The sequence below is a fragment of the Stenotrophomonas nitritireducens genome (assembly GCF_001431425.1).
GTDB lineage: Bacteria > Pseudomonadota > Gammaproteobacteria > Xanthomonadales > Xanthomonadaceae > Stenotrophomonas > Stenotrophomonas nitritireducens.
Genome location: NZ_LDJG01000003.1, coordinates 119701 through 136965, shown reverse-complemented (window position 1 = coordinate 136965; position 17265 = coordinate 119701). Strand labels below are relative to the sequence as shown.

The following is a 17265-nucleotide window of genomic DNA, read 5'->3' as shown; positions in this document are numbered from 1 at the left end:
GGTAGTGGGGCGCCGCGCAGGATCATCCTTCGGTGTCCTCGGCGCCGTAGAACTTAACCCCGAGTCGGATCTTGTCGCGGCCCTGGTCGCGGCGGTGGCGGTTGCTGTCGCGCAACGAATAGACGCAGCCGCAGTACTCCTGCTGGTAGAAGTTCTCGCGTTTGCTGATCTCGATCATGCGAGAACTTCCGCCGCCCTTGCGCCAGTTGTAGTCCCAGTAGAGCAGGCCTTGGTAAGGTGCGGCCGCGCGATGCCCGCAGTCGTTGATCTGCGCCATGTTCTTCCAGCGCGAGATGCCCAGCGAACTGGTCATCACCTGGAAGCCATGCTCGTGTGCGTAGAGCGCGCTGCGCTCGAAGCGCATGTCGAAGCACATGGTGCAGCGGATGCCGCGCTCGGGCTCGTTCTCCATGCCCTTGGCGCGGGCGAACCAGTTGTCGGTGTCGTAGTCCGCATCGACGAACGGCACGCCATGCTTCTGCGCGAAGCGGATGTTCTCCTGCTTGCGCAGCTCGTATTCCTTGAGCGGGTGGATGTTGGGGTTGTAGAAGAAGATCGTGTAGTCGATGCCCGATTCCACGAACGCTTCCATCAGCTCGCCCGAGCATGGCGCGCAGCAGGAATGGAGCAGCAGCTTGTCGCCGCCGCCCGGAAGCACCAGTTTCTCGCGGGTGGCGTTCATGCGTCCTTCGCCACCAGCTTGATCACGCTGGAGAAATCCAGCTCGCCGTTGCCCTGCCGGCTGTTCATCGCGTACAGGTTGCGCGCCAGCTCGCCCAGCGGGATCGACGCGCCCGTGCCCATCGCCGCCTCGGCGGCCAGTCCGAGGTCCTTGAGCATCAGGTCGTTGCCGAAGCCGCCGCTGTAGCCGCGCGAGGCAGGTGCGTTCTCCAGCACGCCGGGCCATGGGTTGCAGACCTCGGTGGCCCAGCTGCGGCTGGTGCTCACCGCCATCATCTGCGACAGCGCCCTGGCGTCCAGCCCGTGCGCCACGCCCAGCGCGATGGCCTCGCCGGTGGCCGCCATGATCACGCCCAGCGCCATGTTGTTGCACAGCTTGGCGACCTGTCCCGCACCGGCGTCGCCCATGTGGAAGATGTTCTTGCCCATCGCCGACAGCACGGGATGCGCGCGTTCGAGCGCCTCGGCGCTGCCGCCGACGATGAAGGTCAGGGTGCCGGCCGCTGCGCCAGCGGTGCCGCCGGAGACCGGCGCGTCGATCATGGCCAGGCCGCGGGCGGCGGCGGCCTCGGCGACCTTGCGCGCGGAAGCCGGGGCAATGGTGCTGCAATCAATGACCAGCGCGCCGGTGGGAATCTTCGCCAGCAGGCCGGCGTCGCCGAGGTACAGCCCTTCGACGTGGCGGCTGGCCGGCAGCATCGAGATCACGACCTCGGCGTCCGCCACCGCCTCGATGGCGCTGGACGCCGCGCTGGCGCCGGCAGAGACGGCGGCGGCTACCGCGGCAGGCGCGAGGTCGAACACGCGCAGCACGTGGCCGGCCTTGAGCAGGTTGGCGGCCATCGGCCCGCCCATGTTGCCGAGACCGATGAAGGCGATGCGGGACATAAGGGGTTCTCCGTCAGCGGCCGAGGTCGGCCAGTGGATGGGCGTCGGCCGGCCACGGCGCGGCGAAGAACGCCTGCGCCCAGCCCGCCGTGGCGGCGGCCAGTGTCGCCGGCTGCCAGCGTGGGGTGCGGTCCTTGTCGATCAGCAGGGCGCGGATGCCCTCGGCGAAATCGCCGTGCGCGGCGCAGTGCAGGGCGGCGACGTATTCGAGGCGGAACACCCCGGCCAGCGACAGCGTGGCGGCGCGCTGCTGCAGCTCGTAACCCAGCCGCGCCGAGCCGGGCGATCCAGCGGCCAGCGTGGCCTGCGCGTTGTGCAGCCACGGGTCTTCGCCGGCATCGAGTGCGGCGATGGCGTCGACGATGGCTTCCAGCGTGTCGTGCGCGCAGACGTCGGCGATGGTCTGCGCATGGCGCTGCAACGGTCCAGGCGCGGTCGGCTGCGCGAAGCGGGCGAGCAGGGCCTCGAGCTGCGCGCGTGCGCCGTCGAGCGTCCACGCTTCGGCGGCCAGCGTGTCGAACACCTCGGCGCGCCGCGCCTCCGGCACGAACACGTCGGCCATGCCGGCGTGGATGGCATCGCCCGCATCCAGCGGCGCGCCGGTCAGGGCCAGGAACAGGCCGGCGCGCTGCGGCACGCGCTGCAGCAGCCAGCTGCCGCCCACGTCGGGAAACAGGCCGACGGTGATTTCCGGGAAGGCCAGTTTCGAGCGCTCGCTGACCACGCGATGGCTGGCCCCCGACATCAGGCCGATGCCGCCGCCCATCACGATGCCATGGCCCCAGCACAGCACCGGCTTGGGATAGGTATGGATGCGGTGGTCGAGGCGGTATTCGGTCGCGAAGAAGGCTTCGGCGTGCGGGTTGCCGCGGGGGTCGGCAAAGGCATCGCCTTCCCAGCGATCGCGCTGCTGGTGCTCGCGCATGCCGCGGTACAGGCCGTGCAGGTCACCGCCTGCGCAGAAGGCTTTTTCGCCCGCGCCCTGCAGGACGACCAGTGCGATGCCGTCGTCGCCGGCCCATTGCACCAGCTGCGCGTCCAGCAGTCGCACCATTTCCAGGGACAGGCCGTTGAGCGTCTTCGGCGCGTTCAGGGTGGCGATGCCGAGGCGCATGCCGTTGCCGGTGGGGCGCTCCTCGAACAGCACGCACGGTTCGGAAGCCGGTGCCTCGGCGGTGGCGTTCATGCGTTCTTCCATTGCGGGGCGCGCTTGTCGAGGAAAGCGTTGACGCCTTCGGCCTGGTCGGCGCGATCGAACAGGTCGACGAAGGCCTCGCGCTCGGATACCAGCGCGGTGGCGTGGTGTTGCATGCGGGTGGCCTGCACCAGGCGCTTGCACGCGGCCACGCTGCTGGGGCTCTGTTTCTCGGCCTGCTTCGCCCAGGCCAGCGCACGCGCCTTCGCTTCGCCTCTGGGAGTCACGTCCTCCACCAGCCCGATCCGCAGCGCGGTGGCGGCGTCGATGCGCTCGCCCAGCAGGATCATCCGCTTGGCCCAGCCCTCGCCGACCAGGCGCGGCAGGTTCTGGGTGCCGCCGGCGCAGGGGAGCAGGCCGACCGTTGCTTCGGGCAGCGCCATCTGCGCCTGTTCCTCGGCGATGCGCAGGTCGCAGGCCAGCGCGCATTCCAGCCCGCCGCCCATCGCGTAGCCATTGATCGCGGCGATCGACACGCCACGGAACGCGGCCAGCGCCTCGAATGCCTCGCCGAAGCGGCGCGCGGCCTCGCGTGCCAGCGCCTTGTCGCCGTCGGTGAACTGCTTGAGGTCCGCCCCGGCGGAGAAGAACTTTTCGCCTTCGCCGGTGACGACCAGCGCGTAGATGTCGCGGTCCTCGTCCAGCGCCTTGACCAGGTCGCGCAGCGCCGCCAGGCTGTGCACCGTCCAGGTATTGGCCGGCGGGTTGGACAGGGTGACGACGGCGGTGTGGCCATCAATATCCAGTTTCAATCCCGCCCATTCGCGGCGGCGGTAGTGCTTGATGACGTCGGTGCTCATCGCAATTCCTCTTCGGTATCCAGCAGGTGGCGCGCGACGATCACGCGCATGATTTCGTTGGTGCCTTCCAGGATCTGGTGCACGCGACAGTCGCGCAGCAGGCGTTCGATCGGGTATTCGCGGATGTAGCCGTAGCCGCCATGCAGTTGCAGGGCGTCGTTGCAGATCGCAAAGCCGGCATCGGTGGCGAAGCGCTTGGCCATCGCGCACCAGACGGTGGCATCGCGGGTATGCGCATCGAGCTTGCTTGCCGCCGTATGCACCATCTGCCGCGCGGCGACCAGCTGCGTCGCCATGTCGGCCAGCTTGAACTGCAGCGCCTGGAACTCGGCGAGCCGCTTGCCGAACTGGCGGCGCTCGCCCAGGTAGCGGCGCGCGGCGTCCAGTGCGCCCTGCGCTGCACCCAGCGAGCAGGCGGCGATGTTGAGGCGGCCGCCGTCCAGCCCTTTCATCGCGATCCTGAAGCCTTCGCCTTCCTCACCCAGGAGGTTGGCCGCCGGAACGCGCACGTTCTCGAACGTGATGCCGCGCGTGGGCTGGCTGTTCCAGCCGAGCTTTTCTTCCTTGCGCCCGTAGGTGATGCCGGGGGAATCGGCGGGCACCGCGAACGCGCTGATGCCGCGCGCGCCGTCGCCGCCGGTACGCGCCATCACCACCAGCATGTCGGTCGCGCCGGCGCCGGAAATGAAAGCCTTGCTGCCATCCAGCACGTAATCGGCGCCATCACGTAAGGCACGCGTCTTCAGCGAGGCCGCGTCGGAGCCGGCGCCCGGTTCGGTCAGGCAGTACGAGGCCAGCTTCGCGCCGCTCGCCAGCGCCGCGCCCCAGGCGCCGCGCAGGGCGGGGCGCGCGTGTGCGGTCAGCATCCACGTCGCCATGTTGTGGATGCTGATGTAGGCGGCGGTGGACGGATCGACCGCCGCCAGTTCCTCGAACACGATGGCCGCGTCCAGCCGGGTCAGCCCGCTGCCGCCGGCGGCCTCGTCCGTGTAAAGCCCGCAGAAGCCCAATTCGCCGGCCTTGGCGATGGCTTCGCGCGGGAAGAGGCCATCGGCATCCCAGCGTGCCGCGTGCGGGGCCAGCTCGGCCAGCGCGAAATCGCGCGCGGCCTCGCGGAACGCGAGCTGCTCTTCGCCCAGCCCGGGCGGCCGTGCGGCGTGCAGGTTCATGACGGCGGCCATCACTTCAGGTTGATCGTGGTGTTGACGCCGTGGCCGGCGGTCTCGTCGTCGAACCAGCGCGCCGTCACCGTCTTGGTCTGGGTATAGAAGGTGACAACCTGCTTGCCGTAGGGGCCGAGGTCGCCGAGCTTGGACGCGCGCGAGCCGGTGAAGGAGAACATCGGCAGCGGCACCGGGATCGGCAGGTTGATGCCGACCTGGCCGACATCGATCTCCTCCTGGAACCTGCGCGCCGCCGCGCCGCTCTGGGTGAACACGGCGGTGCCATTGCCGTTGGGGTTGGCATTGACCAGCGCGATGGCGTCGTCCAGCGTTTCGGCCTCGAGGATCACCAGCACCGGGCCGAAGATTTCCTCGTCGTAGATGCGCATGCCCGGCTTCACGCCGGAGAAGATGGTGGGGCCGACGAAGTTGCCACGCTCGAAGCCGGGCACCTCCGGCCTGCGGCCGTCGAGTTCGAGGGTTGCGCCCTGTTCGATGCCGGAGGCGATCAGCGCCTCGATGCGCTCGCGCGCGGCGCAGGAAATCACCGGGCCGACGTCGGTGCCGGGTTCGGTGCCGGCGTTGACCTTCAGCGTCCTGGCCTTGGTGACGAGCCCGGGAATCCAGCCGCGCGCCTCGCCCACCAGCACCACCGTCGAGGCCGCCATGCAGCGCTGGCCGGCCGCGCCGAACGCGGCGCCGGCCATCGCGTTGAGGGTCTGCTCCTTGTTGGCGTCGGGCAGGATGACCGCGTGGTTCTTCGCGCCCATCATGCACTGCACGCGTTTGCCAGCCAGCGAGGCGCGGTTGTAGACGTGGGTGCCGACCCTGGTCGAGCCGACGAACGACACCGCCTTGATGTCCGGGTGGTCGCAGATCGCGTTGACCACGTCTTCGCCGCCGTGGACGACGTTGAGCACGCCCTTCGGCAGGCCGGCTTCCAGCGCCAGCTCCACCAGCCTCATCGTCACCATCGGGTCCTGCTCCGATGGCTTGAGCACGAAGGTGTTGCCGGTGGCGATCGCCATCGGGAACATCCACAGCGGGATCATCGCCGGGAAGTTGAACGGGGTGATGCCGGCGCACACGCCCAGCGGCTGCAGCAGGGTGTAGGTGTCCACGCCGCTAGCGACGTTGTTGGCCAGCTCGCCCAGTTGCAGGTTGCCGATGGCGGCGGCGTGCTCGACCACTTCCAGGCCACGGAACACGTCGCCCTCGGCGTCGGGCAGGGTCTTGCCCTGCTCGGCGGTGAGGATGGTGGCCAGCTCACCCATGTGCTCCCGGATCAGCTGCTGGTACTTCAGGAAGATGCGCGCGCGGGTGCCGATGGGCGTCCTGCGCCAGCGCTTGAAGGCCTCCTTCGCCGAGGCGACGGCGGCATCGACCTCGCCGGCGGTGGCGAACGGCACCCGCGCCAGCACGTCCTGCGTCGCCGGGTTGACCACGTCGCGCCACTGCGCGCTGCCGGACTCGACGAACTCGCCGTCGATCAGCAGCTTGACCGTCGCGGCGCTGGCCGCAACACGATGCATCTCATTCATTTGCCTGTCTCCAAATCGCACACCCGCGAAGGAAGGCGGGGTGGAGGACAGGACAAGATGACGGGCGCGCACGGCGGCTCCATCAGCTCGCCGAGTCGCCCACCGCAACGCCCGAGAGGGATGCCTTTCCAGACATCCCGCACAGGCCGGTCTCCGGGCTTGCGAGCGATGCGTCGCGCATCAATCCGACACCTTCCCGCGCTGCGCGCAGTGGTCGTCCGTCGGGCTTTCTCGCCTACCGTTGCGGGGGCAGCGCCGGCATCGGACCGGCTTCCCGTTTCACCCTGCGCACCGTGACGGCGGCAGGACACCTGTGATGCGGCGGAGTGTAGGAGTTGGTCTCAAATGAAAGCAAGTTGCGGTGCGCAACGGGTTAGCGATTTTCTCTCTGTCATATAGAGCCCAGTGACAGTTAAGGAATGCGTGACTATTCATTCATGGCCTGAAATGGATATATGTGTAGTGGATTAGTGAGCGTTGTCAGGGCTAGGGGGCAATTCGGCCTGGCCCAACGCTCAGTTAGACTTCAACCGGTACTCAGGGGATTTGCATGGCCTACGACTGGAACCGGCAAGAGCTGGCGCGTTCACCATGGCGCAGTGAGGTGGTGCCTCACATTCCGTCCATCCTCATCCAACGGGCCAAGATCGGGCGGCCTATCACCTACGGGGAGCTCGCCGCCGAGCTAGAGCGCCTCCATGGTCTGGAGCCGAAGGCCCGCAAGACCTTGTATGGCCCGGCCGTTGGAGCCGTGGGCTTCGCCATCCAGGAGTTGGGTGAGCAGTGGGGCGAGAAGATTCCGCCGCTAAACCTTATCGTCGTCCAAGCCGATACCCAGTTACCCGGTCATGGTGCGGATGAAGTCGCCCACTACTATTTCAACGACGGCGGGGCAGGGATGGCTGCCAACCGCGAGGCCTACATCCAAGCCGCCATGGCCGCGGTGTTCGACTACGGGCCGAAGTGGGACCGGGTGGCTCACGCCTTAGGGGCGGACGTGCTCGACGCGGCACATGCCAACCCCGACGAAGGGAACCCCATTGAACTGCCTGCCATTCCGACCGCCTACCGGCCCGAAAGCGCCACGCACAAAGCACTTAAGGCCTGGGTGGCAGCGCACTCGGAATGGTTCGAGGACTACGGAGCATTCGAGGCCGGGGTGAACGAGCACAGACTGAGTTCCGGCGACAGCCTAGATGCCTATTTCACCAATGGGCGCGAGAGCTTGGCCGTGGAGGTCAAAGCCAGCAACGCCAGCGACGCCGAGCTCATGCGGGGCATCTACCAAGTCATCAAGTATCGGGCTGTACTGCGCGCAGAGTGCATTGCACTACGCAAGCCAGCCCTATGCGATGCCGTGCTGGTGAGCACCCGGCCATTGGGCAAGGCAGGCAGGGCCTTGGCGAAGCGCTTGTATGTGGACTTCGTGCGTGTGCCGGCGGAAGCCGAGAAGTGAAGGAACCTACCCCGACTTCGTCGCCAAGCTCAAGAGCGGTCGGCTGCTCGTGGTGGAATGCAAGGTAGGAGTTAGAAGTGGGTTTTGAAATGGAAAAGATTCGGGTTGACTTTGGCCGCGTGTGGCGTCTGATCGGCGGGGGCGTATTGCTCATTTCTTTGACCAGTTGCGCTACCTCGCCGCGTCCGCTCCCACTTAACGATTTGCAGAAAATCGTGGACGCTCGCCGTACCGTCAGTCCATGGCGCGTGGCTGCTTCGATTGACAATCGTCGGGTGGTCGTGGTTCCTGTGCTGTTCGATGGAACTTGGAACGATCGCGCGGCGGTCAAGATAAGCGGACGCCAGACCATCGTGGCACATATCAACGACAAGCTATCGCACGGAAGCGAGGTGATGGCGCAAGTCCAGTATTACGAAGGAACGGCCACTCAAGGCAGGCTATTGGCGAAATTCTGGGATGGCGCTCTTGGTAGTACCAGTGCGCCTCGAGCCAAGGTCGCATGCTATAACACCATGTCCCAGATCCAAGATCTCCGGTTGCAACAGCCTGACGCGGAGCTGCGTATTTTCGTAGCCGGGTTTTCCCGTGGAGCGGCCTCACCGTGGCCACCGGTCAGCGGCGAAACCTCCTGTTGGGGATCCCGGCGTCAGTAGATCACGTAATGCATTTTGTTTCGCTCGACGAGCGACGTATCTTCTTCCGCGTCGACCAAGATGTGTCTGATTCGAACGGCCGGATTCGGGTCATACCGCTTCCTGGCGTTCATAGTGATGTTGGTGATGCATATCTTGAAGGTCTAGGCGGTGAAGTTCGCCACTATGTGGACATGATTCTGTTGCGGATGGGTTTGATCGACTCCACCTCCCCGATCTTGAATAGTGACTTCAGCCTTCAGGGCGGCAACGACTCGCGCTGGCTGCTCGAGAAGATGCTCCGCATCGGCGCTGCGGGATCCGCCGGCGATCGAGAGCGAGGCCGCAACTGGGTTGAGTCGCCCCAGCTGACTGACGACAGGAGGGCCGAGTGGTGGACGCGACAAGAAGCCTTGGGAAACACCGATCCGCTTCGCATCTATGGCCGGACAGACATGCTGCGTCCGGTATTCGATATTCAACGCACCGCAGGAATGTACCGAGTCGTGCCCGCCGGCTATAAGTCAGAGTTCGATCCAGACGGCCGCCTTGTGGCCAGCGAGCACTACCTCAATCCTGAGATCATCATTCAGGGTGGCCGTTTCGTATTGACCTATAGGGTCCACCGCGGTTCTGTCCACGAATTTGTGCTGCCTCGCGCGATCGAAAGGAAAATTCGCCGGCAAGCGGTGACGCGCCTAGAGATCGGGGTCGTGGCGCGCTCTTCAGGCAATTCGTTCACGTGGATCGTGGATGATCGCTTGGCTGGAGAAGTGCTAGGCGGCGTTCTTTGACGTTCCTCCGACTCAAGTAGCCAGATAGATTGGTGCAGGGTCTTCGCTTGCTAGCCTTCAACGACTGTCCGCTGATGGCCGGCGTATAAGTATTGGCTGATCCAAAGCTCCGCCAAATCTGGGACAGGTTTCCGCAGTAAATGAGGAGGATGTCCGCTGCAGATGGGGGCATTTCCTCAGCATCAATCAACTGGGCCTGCGGGGATGAGGACCGCGGGCACTACAAATGTAATGGAAATTTCGCAATCTTGGTAGTTGTTTGAGGTGTTGCGAGCAATCGATGCGGCTTTCGTAGTGCTTTTCTGAGGTCTGGACACGCGCAATGTTGCGTGAAACTAAGTGGCCAAGTTGTTGCGTTGTGGAACTTGCCGAGCGCAACACATAAATGATGCCGGGGGTATTCAGTGTTGCGCAGTAGCCTTGGAGAACCGCATATCTGGGGAGGTGCCGTAACCGGAAAACCAGCTCTGACATCGACCAGCTCACGACCTTGCGCGAGTACAGATCCAGGATCACGGCCAGATACAGCCAGCCTTGGTCTGTGGAGATGTAGGTGATTCGGGGGTTAACCTCGAGCCGGTGTGGCCGCCAATATGCGCCAACAACCTCTATCTATGAGGAGGAGGCAAGAAGCCGCGCAAAAACTCCGCAATGTCTTGGAACGCCGATTCATGACGAGCTATCAAATAGTCGAAGATCTGGGCTTGAGTGGCACCCTGCTGTTTTAGGTAGTGGTTAAAGTCTTTTCCCTTGGAGAAATCTTTTCTCGCCGCGCGGAACGGGAACATGGCGTCCTCGCGACTCGCTGCCAGGATGGCCTCTTCGACACTCTCTAAGGGGATCATTCGGATACGGGGATGATCCGAAAACTTCTCGTTCCTTTGATCAGCGTCCAAAATGCCAACGACCTTTTCCTGAGAAGCCAGAAGCTGATCTGCTTCTTTGCCATCAATCAGTCCGGCAATTTGAGAGGCCCCTCCGATGAAGATTATCTTGTAAGTAAGTAGTGTTTCTGGACAGTAGCGTCGTATGAGGTGTTCAATGAAGGCAACAAGCATCTTGTCCTCCGTCAACATGTATCTGTCATAGCCAGCAAATCCGAACAACATCAACATCGCATTGCTGTAGGACGTAGGCTTGATGGAAACACTGCCAGCGTTGTCTTCCATGTAGAAGATCTCATCAACCTCTAGCTGCCGCATGAGTGCGAGGGAGTGCGTTGTGAAGAGGATCTTACAATCGTATTGTCCGGAGAACTCGCGCAACCAGCTAGGCAGATTCGCTTGGGCGGCCGCATCTAAGGATAGGTCAATCTCGTCAATCACCAACAGCTTCGAGGGACCCTTGATGGTCCGGAAGAGATTGATGAGAAAGTGCTCCCCGGAGCTAAGGTAATCCTCTCGAATGTATGTCCCATCTTCCCTGACAAGAGCGTAGTAGTTCTTTCCCCGGACCCGGACCTCGGCCATTGCCGAGTAGCGGTCGGTCTCGTAGATCGCGTTCAAAAAGGCGATCAACTCACCGGGGCAATGATAGGTTTTTAAGGCGATGGCTGTCCGAATGTCTTGGTCGGCCTCACTTGCGCTTTTGAAGTAGTTGAACCGAGCTCCGTATGGCATCGGGAGCTCTGCGGCCACGAGTTCACGTAGTTCTTTAGATATCTTGTCTCGACAGTCCAGAGAACGAAGGGTGTTGTTATAGGCGAACGTTGCCTGTTCGCCGCCCAAGTCGTAGACGATCCGGCTTTTCTGGGAGAACGCGTAAGGCGTGGCTGTCCGTATGAACGTGTCTGAGTTGGACAGGTTCCGGAGAGCCCGCACCAGGGTTGTCTTTCCTGCCCCGTTTCGGCCAACGAGGCACATCAGTCCGCTCTTGGAGAGATCCATATCAAGGTGGAGATGAGTAACGTGCTGGATAGCCTCAAGCGTTACTTGGAGGCGACTCATTGGGCAGACCTATGCAGGAGGCTGTCAATGACGGTGGTGCCGAACTTTCTCCTAAGCTTTTCAAGATAGGCCGGATCGGCAGCGTGGGTGTAGCTGATCATGCCACTGAGCCGCTCCAATCCTTCTTCCATTCCCTGGCTATATGTTTCCTCAAATATCTTCAATAGCCGCGCCCGGTCTCGTAGGTAGAAGTGAATCCAAGCCTCAATGCGGTTCCTGACATCCCGATCAATGGCAATGTCTCCTGTGGGTAGGATCACCAACCCTAAGAGCTTGACCTTTCGGCCAACCGTGGTCAGCTTGCTCTTCGCCGGGTTGAGTTTGAATTCGTCGCCCAGTTCACTGGCGAGGCAGGTCTCAATGACGGCCCCTGCATTCGAAAGATTGGCGCGATCCTCAGTAGACAGCATGATGTCGTCGGCGTAGCGCGTGTAAATCCAGCCACGATCTTGGCTGACTTGCGCCAAGCGATGGTCAAAAGAGAGCAGACAGGCGTTGCTCACGATCGGGGAGGTGGAGTAGCCGATGGGTAGCTTCCCATCGATGGTGAGCAGCCCGAGGATGTGGTCCAAGTGATCATGAAGGTCGGCGACGGGCGTCTCGCTCTCCAACAAGACCCGGCGAATCAGCGGCGTTGTGATGCTGTCGAAGAACCGCTCTAGGTCGGCCTGGAAGAAGGCCCGGCTCTTAGCATGGGGCTCCACCGCCTGTATAAGGGTTGCCCCTTTGCGATATGCAAAGGAGACTGAAGTGTTGACAGGCAGGTGCTCTAGGACAAAGCCGTTGAGGAAGGTATGAAAGTCCCTCAACATTCTGGATGGCTTATAGATGGTGCGGCTCTTCCAGCTAACCGGGCTGTAGTTCTCCCTGGGAGAAAGGGCCAAAAACTCGTCGAAGCGGTATTTGCCGTGATACATGGCGTCGAACAGCTTGTGTAACGGCTGTGGGGTCATGAATCGCGGCCTCTCGCTCCCTATAATGGAGGGGAGCGTAGCCCATTACCGGCTAGAGCTGCAAAAACGAAATGCCCGGTCGGGCGTTAGCCTGCGACCGGGCATGCGTAAGTTGATAAAACGCCCTAGGGACCAGACCTTAGACCGGAGCTACTCCTAGTCGCTGGTATGGCAAAAGCCTAGCACGGGTTCCGAGGCGCGCGCAAGTCAGTGTGGAGCGGGGGCACTCCCGTTATCACGGACACTTACAAGGAGGCCGATCAAGGCCCGCGCCAGCCGATGAGCTGGAGCAGATCCATAGAAGTGCCAGCGAGCACACCGGTCAGCCGTCGCAGAGGCGAGCGGCATCCGGTGGACGGGTGCGAGGCCGAGCTGGCGGGGCTGGTTCAGATTACGATCTTCCAAGATACTCGCAGCCAGTGGTTGCCGCGATCGGCTGTCAGATTTTCCCTAACGCGGAATAACAAAGCCACGTGTCGATGGGCTTGCATGCTTGCCAACGCTCACAGCGCCGCTCCCTCGATCTCTTCTAGTCTCTTTCCGGGAGCTGCCTCGTGGGGTTTGATGAGGTAGATCTGCGGCGGCTTGTTGATTCCGTACAGGGTGCGTTCGAGTTTTGACTTTTGGTGACGGATGGCGTTTCGGGTCGCGTCGAGGATATCGGCCTCGTAGATCGACACCCATTTACTGGCTTGCGCCGGAATCTCTCTCCACAGGTCGGTACGATGGTCGACCGTGTTCGACATCAAGGTCATTGAACGCCAGAAATCGACGCTGGTGGTTGCATGGCACATCTTCTCGTACCAATAGCGGGCATTACGATTCTTGTCGTGCGCATTCTTGGCCGCGGTATGGACTTGAGCCAGGAAGCCAACCGTGCCGGCAGCGGCCTCTAGCTCCGCTGGCCACACGTCCGACAGGCCACGCCAGCCCTGAATGGAAATAGCACGCGCTCGGAGTGCGGGTTCCGGCGCCGATACCCATTCGCGAACAAGATCATCGAGAAACTTAGTGTGCCCCCAACGTTCGGCCGCCATCACTTCCTGCGCGAGCGCTGCATCATTGGAAGCGAGGGCGAGGCGATTTCGGCGCTTGAGATTGAACTCTTCGGATGACGTGGACGACCAGATCGCCTGTTGCAACATGTCTAGGCGGGTGAATCCAAAAGATCGGGTTACGATGTCATCAACCCGGGTATACCCATCAATGAGGCGCAGCGCCGTATCAGCATCGTCGGCAGCAAGATGGGCTGCGAATGCCAAGGCGATTCCTTTGCAAATCCAGTTGGGGACGCTGTCTGGAGGTAGCAGTAATTCGATCCAGTGATCGATGCGTTCCGGGCAGGCGCGCAGAATGCTGGCGGTCTGCTCAGGCGTGAGCGGGCGCAGGACGAAGGATACTTTCTGAGCTTCAAGCATATCGACGAACTCGTTGAAAACGTCGCTTTTCTCCCGGTCCTCAGTTTCACTGGCCGCCAGATCGCCGAAATTACGAAATGCGTCGGCAATGGATTCAGCGGACGGCTTGGTGGAGACGCTGATGTTTGTCGCGATGCCATCGATGGAGTCGTTGACGCTGATGTCGACCGCCGGTGGCGGAATCGTGCTGCGAAGGGCGTGGCGGATGTTTGATTCGAGGAACTCAGCGCAGAGCTTGGCGCCAGTGTCAGAAGCCGTTGCCAATGCCCCGAAAAGATCAGGGGTGATTCTTCGCGCGACGCTCGCCAGATCTGCGTCGGCTTCAGAGAGGGCTCGAAGTAGGACCAGTGATCCGTAATACGCCTCGGCAGCACTTTTTCCTGCTGCGTCCCATTCACTTGCTACGAATTGCTGCAGCTGGAAGCGTGTTCCCTGGGCCTCGATCAGGGCGAGGGCATGGATGCGGATCATCTCGCAAGAAGAATGGGGCAAATCCAGAGCCGTTTGCCCCCGGCTATCTAGCATAGGAATAGTGCTCAGCAAGCACAGCAAGTAGCACGTTGCGATGTCTTTGCGCGAATCGATGGCCATAGCCAGTGCCGTATCGATGTCCTGGGGCTGCAGTTCCGCCGCCTTGAACTTCGCGACCAGCCGGTGCCAGACATGTCTGTCAGCACCCTCGAATGAGAACGCCTCCAGCTGTTGCTCGGGCGTTATGTGAGGCAGCGCGAGATCCAGACACGTACTGCTTAGCAGAGCCGGATGCTCAGACGATAACTTCGTGCAGCGTTGGAGCAGATCTCGTTCTCGCAGCTTAAGATATGTGGTTGCGATCTCGGGAGTCAAAGCGGCACCGTGCTTGTGGGCTTTGAGTAGGCCTTGTCGAAATGGCATTCCGCTACGCGTTGGTGCATCGATGGCCAGCTCACGGATCTTTGAGATCGCGATATCCGGTCGAAACCGCGCAAGGGGCGCGAGCGCTTCCCGGAAGGTGTGATCCTCGGAAGTGACGCCGAAAGTCAGACTCAGCTTGCTGACGGGGAGTTCGCGGAAGCGCTGTTCGCATTCGTCCAGGTCTTCGGGCTCCGAGCTATTGACGTCGCTCGCATCCATGGCGCGCCATGAACGCTTCAACCTTTGCCAGTGCGTCATGCGCTGGGACATCGACATCCGCAGGCTGTAGCCGCGGATCGCGTCCTCCGGGTGCCCGGTCATGTACAGCAGCGTCGCGCCCGACCAACGGGCAGAAGGTGAGGACTCGGCGCCTGTCAGACGGTCGGCCCACATCAGAATGGCCTCGCGCATCGCTGGCCAGTCAACGGTGTTGAGGCGGCAGATCCAGGTTAGGCGATCGACGGCTGTAAAGGGAGTCGGGTCGAGATGGCACCCCAGCGCGAATGCGGCGAATGCATCGGCAAAAGGCGCAAGCGGTCGACCGGCCATCAGAGCAATCGCGAGTTCATGCAGCGGCGCCGAATCTTCGGTCACTCGGTTGAGGCTATCGAGCAGAGGGCGCTCGGCCGGCGTCAGCGCGTCGATTGCGTTATCGAGCTTGTCCGCGGCTTCCTGCAGTTTCGTTTTCAGTTGCTCGGGATCATCCCCATGTCGATGCGACAGTACGCGGGTCGGATCCAGCGTGTGCGTGCGTAGCCATCGCAGAAGATGGTCGGAGACGACGGTCCAGGCCGCCGTGTTGGATGCAGCGTCCCAGATCGCCAGCTTGATCCAGTTGAGATTTGGCCGATTGTTTCGACCCAGGCACAGCGTGTAGGCGGCCTCCATGAATGTCGCAGGTCTTGTGATGGCCCGTGCGATGAAGGGCGCGAGATCGTCATGGCTCGGATTCTGCATTTCTGCAAAGGCAACGAGCAGGGCGATGCGGATCTGATCACTCTCTTTGTCGTCGGCACAGCTGATCGACAGCGCCGCAAGCACCACGCCGCTGGCATCGTCGAGTGCGGCCACAGGATCGATCAGCGCCAGTGCGCTCGGCACCAGGGGGCGGCCATTGCGCATCGCTTGGCGTAGATGATCGAGCACGGCAAGCGCCAGCGCCAGACGGAGGCCATCCTGGCTCAGGATATAACGTGTCGGATCGTGTTCGATCGGATGGAAATAGTGCTCCTCGACGACAGATTCGAGATCTTCGAAAATCAACAGATCTTCGAACTGACCGTTGTTGACCTTGGCAATGAGCTGTTTGGCATGGTCGCTCAGTCGTCTAACGAGGAGATGCGCCGGCATGGGCTGCTGGCTGGACTGGTTGGCGGCGAGAAGGTGCGCGAACAGGAGTGTCCCGATGTCGAGCTGTTCCAGACTTGCGATTGCTTCGTTGTCGAGCAGGTCCAGGGCGATTCCAAGGAGCCTTGGGTTGCGGAGGGATTCCAGCACCATGCGTGTCACGATCGCCGGATCGAGTCCGCGTTGGCGGAGAATGGCGTCGCGCTCCTCCTCATCCCATTGCGGGACCGAAATGGTGTGCGGGCGTGTCGACATCAGCCTACCCGACAGGTAGCTGTCGAAGTATGCACGACGGGAAGAGACGATCACGCGGCCGCCAGCTGGCCGTATCTGCGCGTCCAGGGCATCGATCAGCCTAGCCCAATCGACGGTCTGCTGCTGGTTGATGCCATCGAGATAGATCAAAAAGCGAACATTATGGTGAGTAGTGGACAGCCATCGTTCCAACTTTCGTTGCCAGCGGATGTTCTCGGATTCATGCGTTTGCGCGCCGCACTGCTTGGCGATGATCTTCGCAACAACCTTGATGGCCTCGCCAGGTACGATCTGCATGAACTGATCGGCCGAGCAGATGAAAAGTGCGGGCGGTTCGGATTCCAGTGCCCATGCTTGAGCGACCGCCCACGACTTGCCGACGCCCTCGTTGCCGAGGATGAACAGTGGAGATTGGTTGCCTTCGCCACGCAGAAAACTCTGGACGCGGCTGGTGATCCGCGGACGAGCAAGGGTATGGCTTTTCGTCGCGGCTCTTGGCGCCAGAGGTTGGCCAAATGCAATCCTGGCGGTGTCTCGATCAGACAGTCTCGATTGCATCCACGCGATGTTGCGCTGGCGGATACCCTCAAGGCCGAGGCGCGCGGTATCCAATTGTGCGCGAATGGCATCGGAATGTGAGAGGAAGCGCTCATCTAGTGGCACCCGGCCGAGTTCGTCACGGATGCACTGAAGATCCTGTTCCGAGAGTCCACCGCTCGACATGAACTCGAGTACATCCGACGCGACCATGGCGCAGGCCACTGCAAGAGGCGGTAGGCTTGTGGTCTCGGTCCAATCAAGGACCAATGTTTCCAGAGACTGTGCCTGCCCGATCGCGGTAATCTTGCGCGCAAGCTGGCTATGGACCGGCGCAGTGCCCGCCAGTACCCAGAGATCCACATCCTGACGAGTGGAGAGTTCGGCGAGCTTGGACAGCACGCTTTGGCTATCGACATGCGCATCGTGACGCTTGCACTCGTAGCTCAAGAAATCGACGGGCTGCGCCGAATCGCCATCGGTTCCATCCTGCTGCCCGCTTGCAGCGAGGCGAAAACCGATTCCGGTAATCGCGCTCAACACATGCCCGATGAAACCTTCAAAGCCTGGATGACCGGTCGCCGGAAGACCGTGGAGGGCTTTTCTCAGCGCTTCATAGGGGCCGCTGTACGGAGCGCTCATCCCGCATGATCCAGCCGCTGGCCGCGAAAGGGGGAGTTGCGAAGGGCATCGCTCATGCCTGCGTTATGCGTCATCGGAAGTAGCACCAAAGGCGGCTTAAAGGGGGGAGGGCGACCGGCG

General features: G+C 62.1%; 12 protein-coding genes and 1 riboswitch. Of the genes, 3 read left to right on the top strand and 9 right to left on the bottom strand.

The window, feature by feature from the left end; genetic code table 11:
• Positions 1 to 22: 22 nt before the first annotated feature.
• Genes ABB22_RS02415 through ABB22_RS02390 form a run of 6 tightly spaced genes read right to left on the bottom strand, consistent with a single transcriptional unit; the run spans position 23 to position 6259 of the window.
• A complete protein-coding gene (locus ABB22_RS02415) occupies positions 23 to 682 on the bottom strand; it encodes an epoxyqueuosine reductase QueH (RefSeq protein ID WP_055769189.1) in 660 nt (219 codons plus the stop codon).
• Entirely contained in the window at positions 679 to 1569 is an 891-nt protein-coding gene (gene mmsB / locus ABB22_RS02410; RefSeq protein WP_055769187.1) for a 3-hydroxyisobutyrate dehydrogenase, read from the bottom strand. Before mmsB ends, ABB22_RS02415 begins: the two co-directional genes overlap by 4 nt.
• Positions 1570 to 1582: 13 nt before the next feature.
• Entirely contained in the window at positions 1583 to 2755 is a 1173-nt protein-coding gene (locus ABB22_RS02405; protein WP_425477770.1) for an enoyl-CoA hydratase/isomerase family protein, read from the bottom strand.
• Positions 2752 to 3564, bottom strand: a complete 813-nt coding sequence (locus ABB22_RS02400) for an enoyl-CoA hydratase (RefSeq protein WP_055769180.1) — start codon at positions 3562 to 3564, stop codon at positions 2752 to 2754. Before ABB22_RS02400 ends, ABB22_RS02405 begins: the two co-directional genes overlap by 4 nt.
• A complete protein-coding gene (locus ABB22_RS02395; RefSeq protein ID WP_152984003.1) occupies positions 3561 to 4733 on the bottom strand; it encodes an acyl-CoA dehydrogenase family protein in 1173 nt (390 codons plus the stop codon). Before ABB22_RS02395 ends, ABB22_RS02400 begins: the two co-directional genes overlap by 4 nt.
• A gap of 11 nt (positions 4734 to 4744) precedes the next feature.
• Positions 4745 to 6259, bottom strand: coding sequence for a CoA-acylating methylmalonate-semialdehyde dehydrogenase (locus tag ABB22_RS02390; RefSeq protein ID WP_055770285.1), 1515 nt, complete (start codon positions 6257 to 6259; stop codon positions 4745 to 4747).
• Between the two features lie 136 nt (positions 6260 to 6395).
• Positions 6396 to 6598, bottom strand: a riboswitch (cobalamin riboswitch).
• Between the two features lie 220 nt (positions 6599 to 6818).
• Here ABB22_RS02390 and ABB22_RS02385 point away from each other — a divergent pair.
• From ABB22_RS02385 to ABB22_RS02380, 3 genes are all read left to right on the top strand, one after another.
• The gene (locus ABB22_RS02385; protein ID WP_055769175.1) at positions 6819 to 7724 is read left to right on the top strand and encodes a hypothetical protein; all 906 of its coding nucleotides are present in this window, start codon (positions 6819 to 6821) and stop codon (positions 7722 to 7724) included.
• 77 nt (positions 7725 to 7801) lie between these two features.
• Complete coding sequence (locus tag ABB22_RS17670; protein WP_152984002.1) at positions 7802 to 8380, top strand: phospholipase effector Tle1 domain-containing protein; 579 nt, start codon at positions 7802 to 7804, stop codon at positions 8378 to 8380.
• A gap of 8 nt (positions 8381 to 8388) precedes the next feature.
• Positions 8389 to 9153, top strand: coding sequence for a hypothetical protein (locus ABB22_RS02380; RefSeq protein ID WP_152984001.1), 765 nt, complete (start codon positions 8389 to 8391; stop codon positions 9151 to 9153).
• Positions 9154 to 9761: 608 nt separating this feature from the next.
• On the opposite strand, the gene ABB22_RS02375 is transcribed toward ABB22_RS02380, so the two are convergent.
• From ABB22_RS02375 to ABB22_RS02365, 3 genes are all read right to left on the bottom strand, one after another.
• Positions 9762 to 11099 (bottom strand): ATP-dependent nuclease, encoded by a 1338-nt coding sequence (locus ABB22_RS02375; protein WP_055769171.1) that lies wholly within the window; start codon positions 11097 to 11099, stop codon positions 9762 to 9764.
• Positions 11096 to 12052, bottom strand: a complete 957-nt coding sequence (locus ABB22_RS02370) for a reverse transcriptase domain-containing protein (RefSeq protein WP_055769167.1) — start codon at positions 12050 to 12052, stop codon at positions 11096 to 11098. The genes ABB22_RS02375 and ABB22_RS02370 overlap by 4 nt, the downstream gene beginning before the upstream one ends.
• A gap of 503 nt (positions 12053 to 12555) precedes the next feature.
• Positions 12556 to 17145, bottom strand: a complete 4590-nt coding sequence (locus tag ABB22_RS02365; protein ID WP_152984000.1) for a hypothetical protein — start codon at positions 17143 to 17145, stop codon at positions 12556 to 12558.
• Positions 17146 to 17265: the final 120 nt, after the last annotated feature.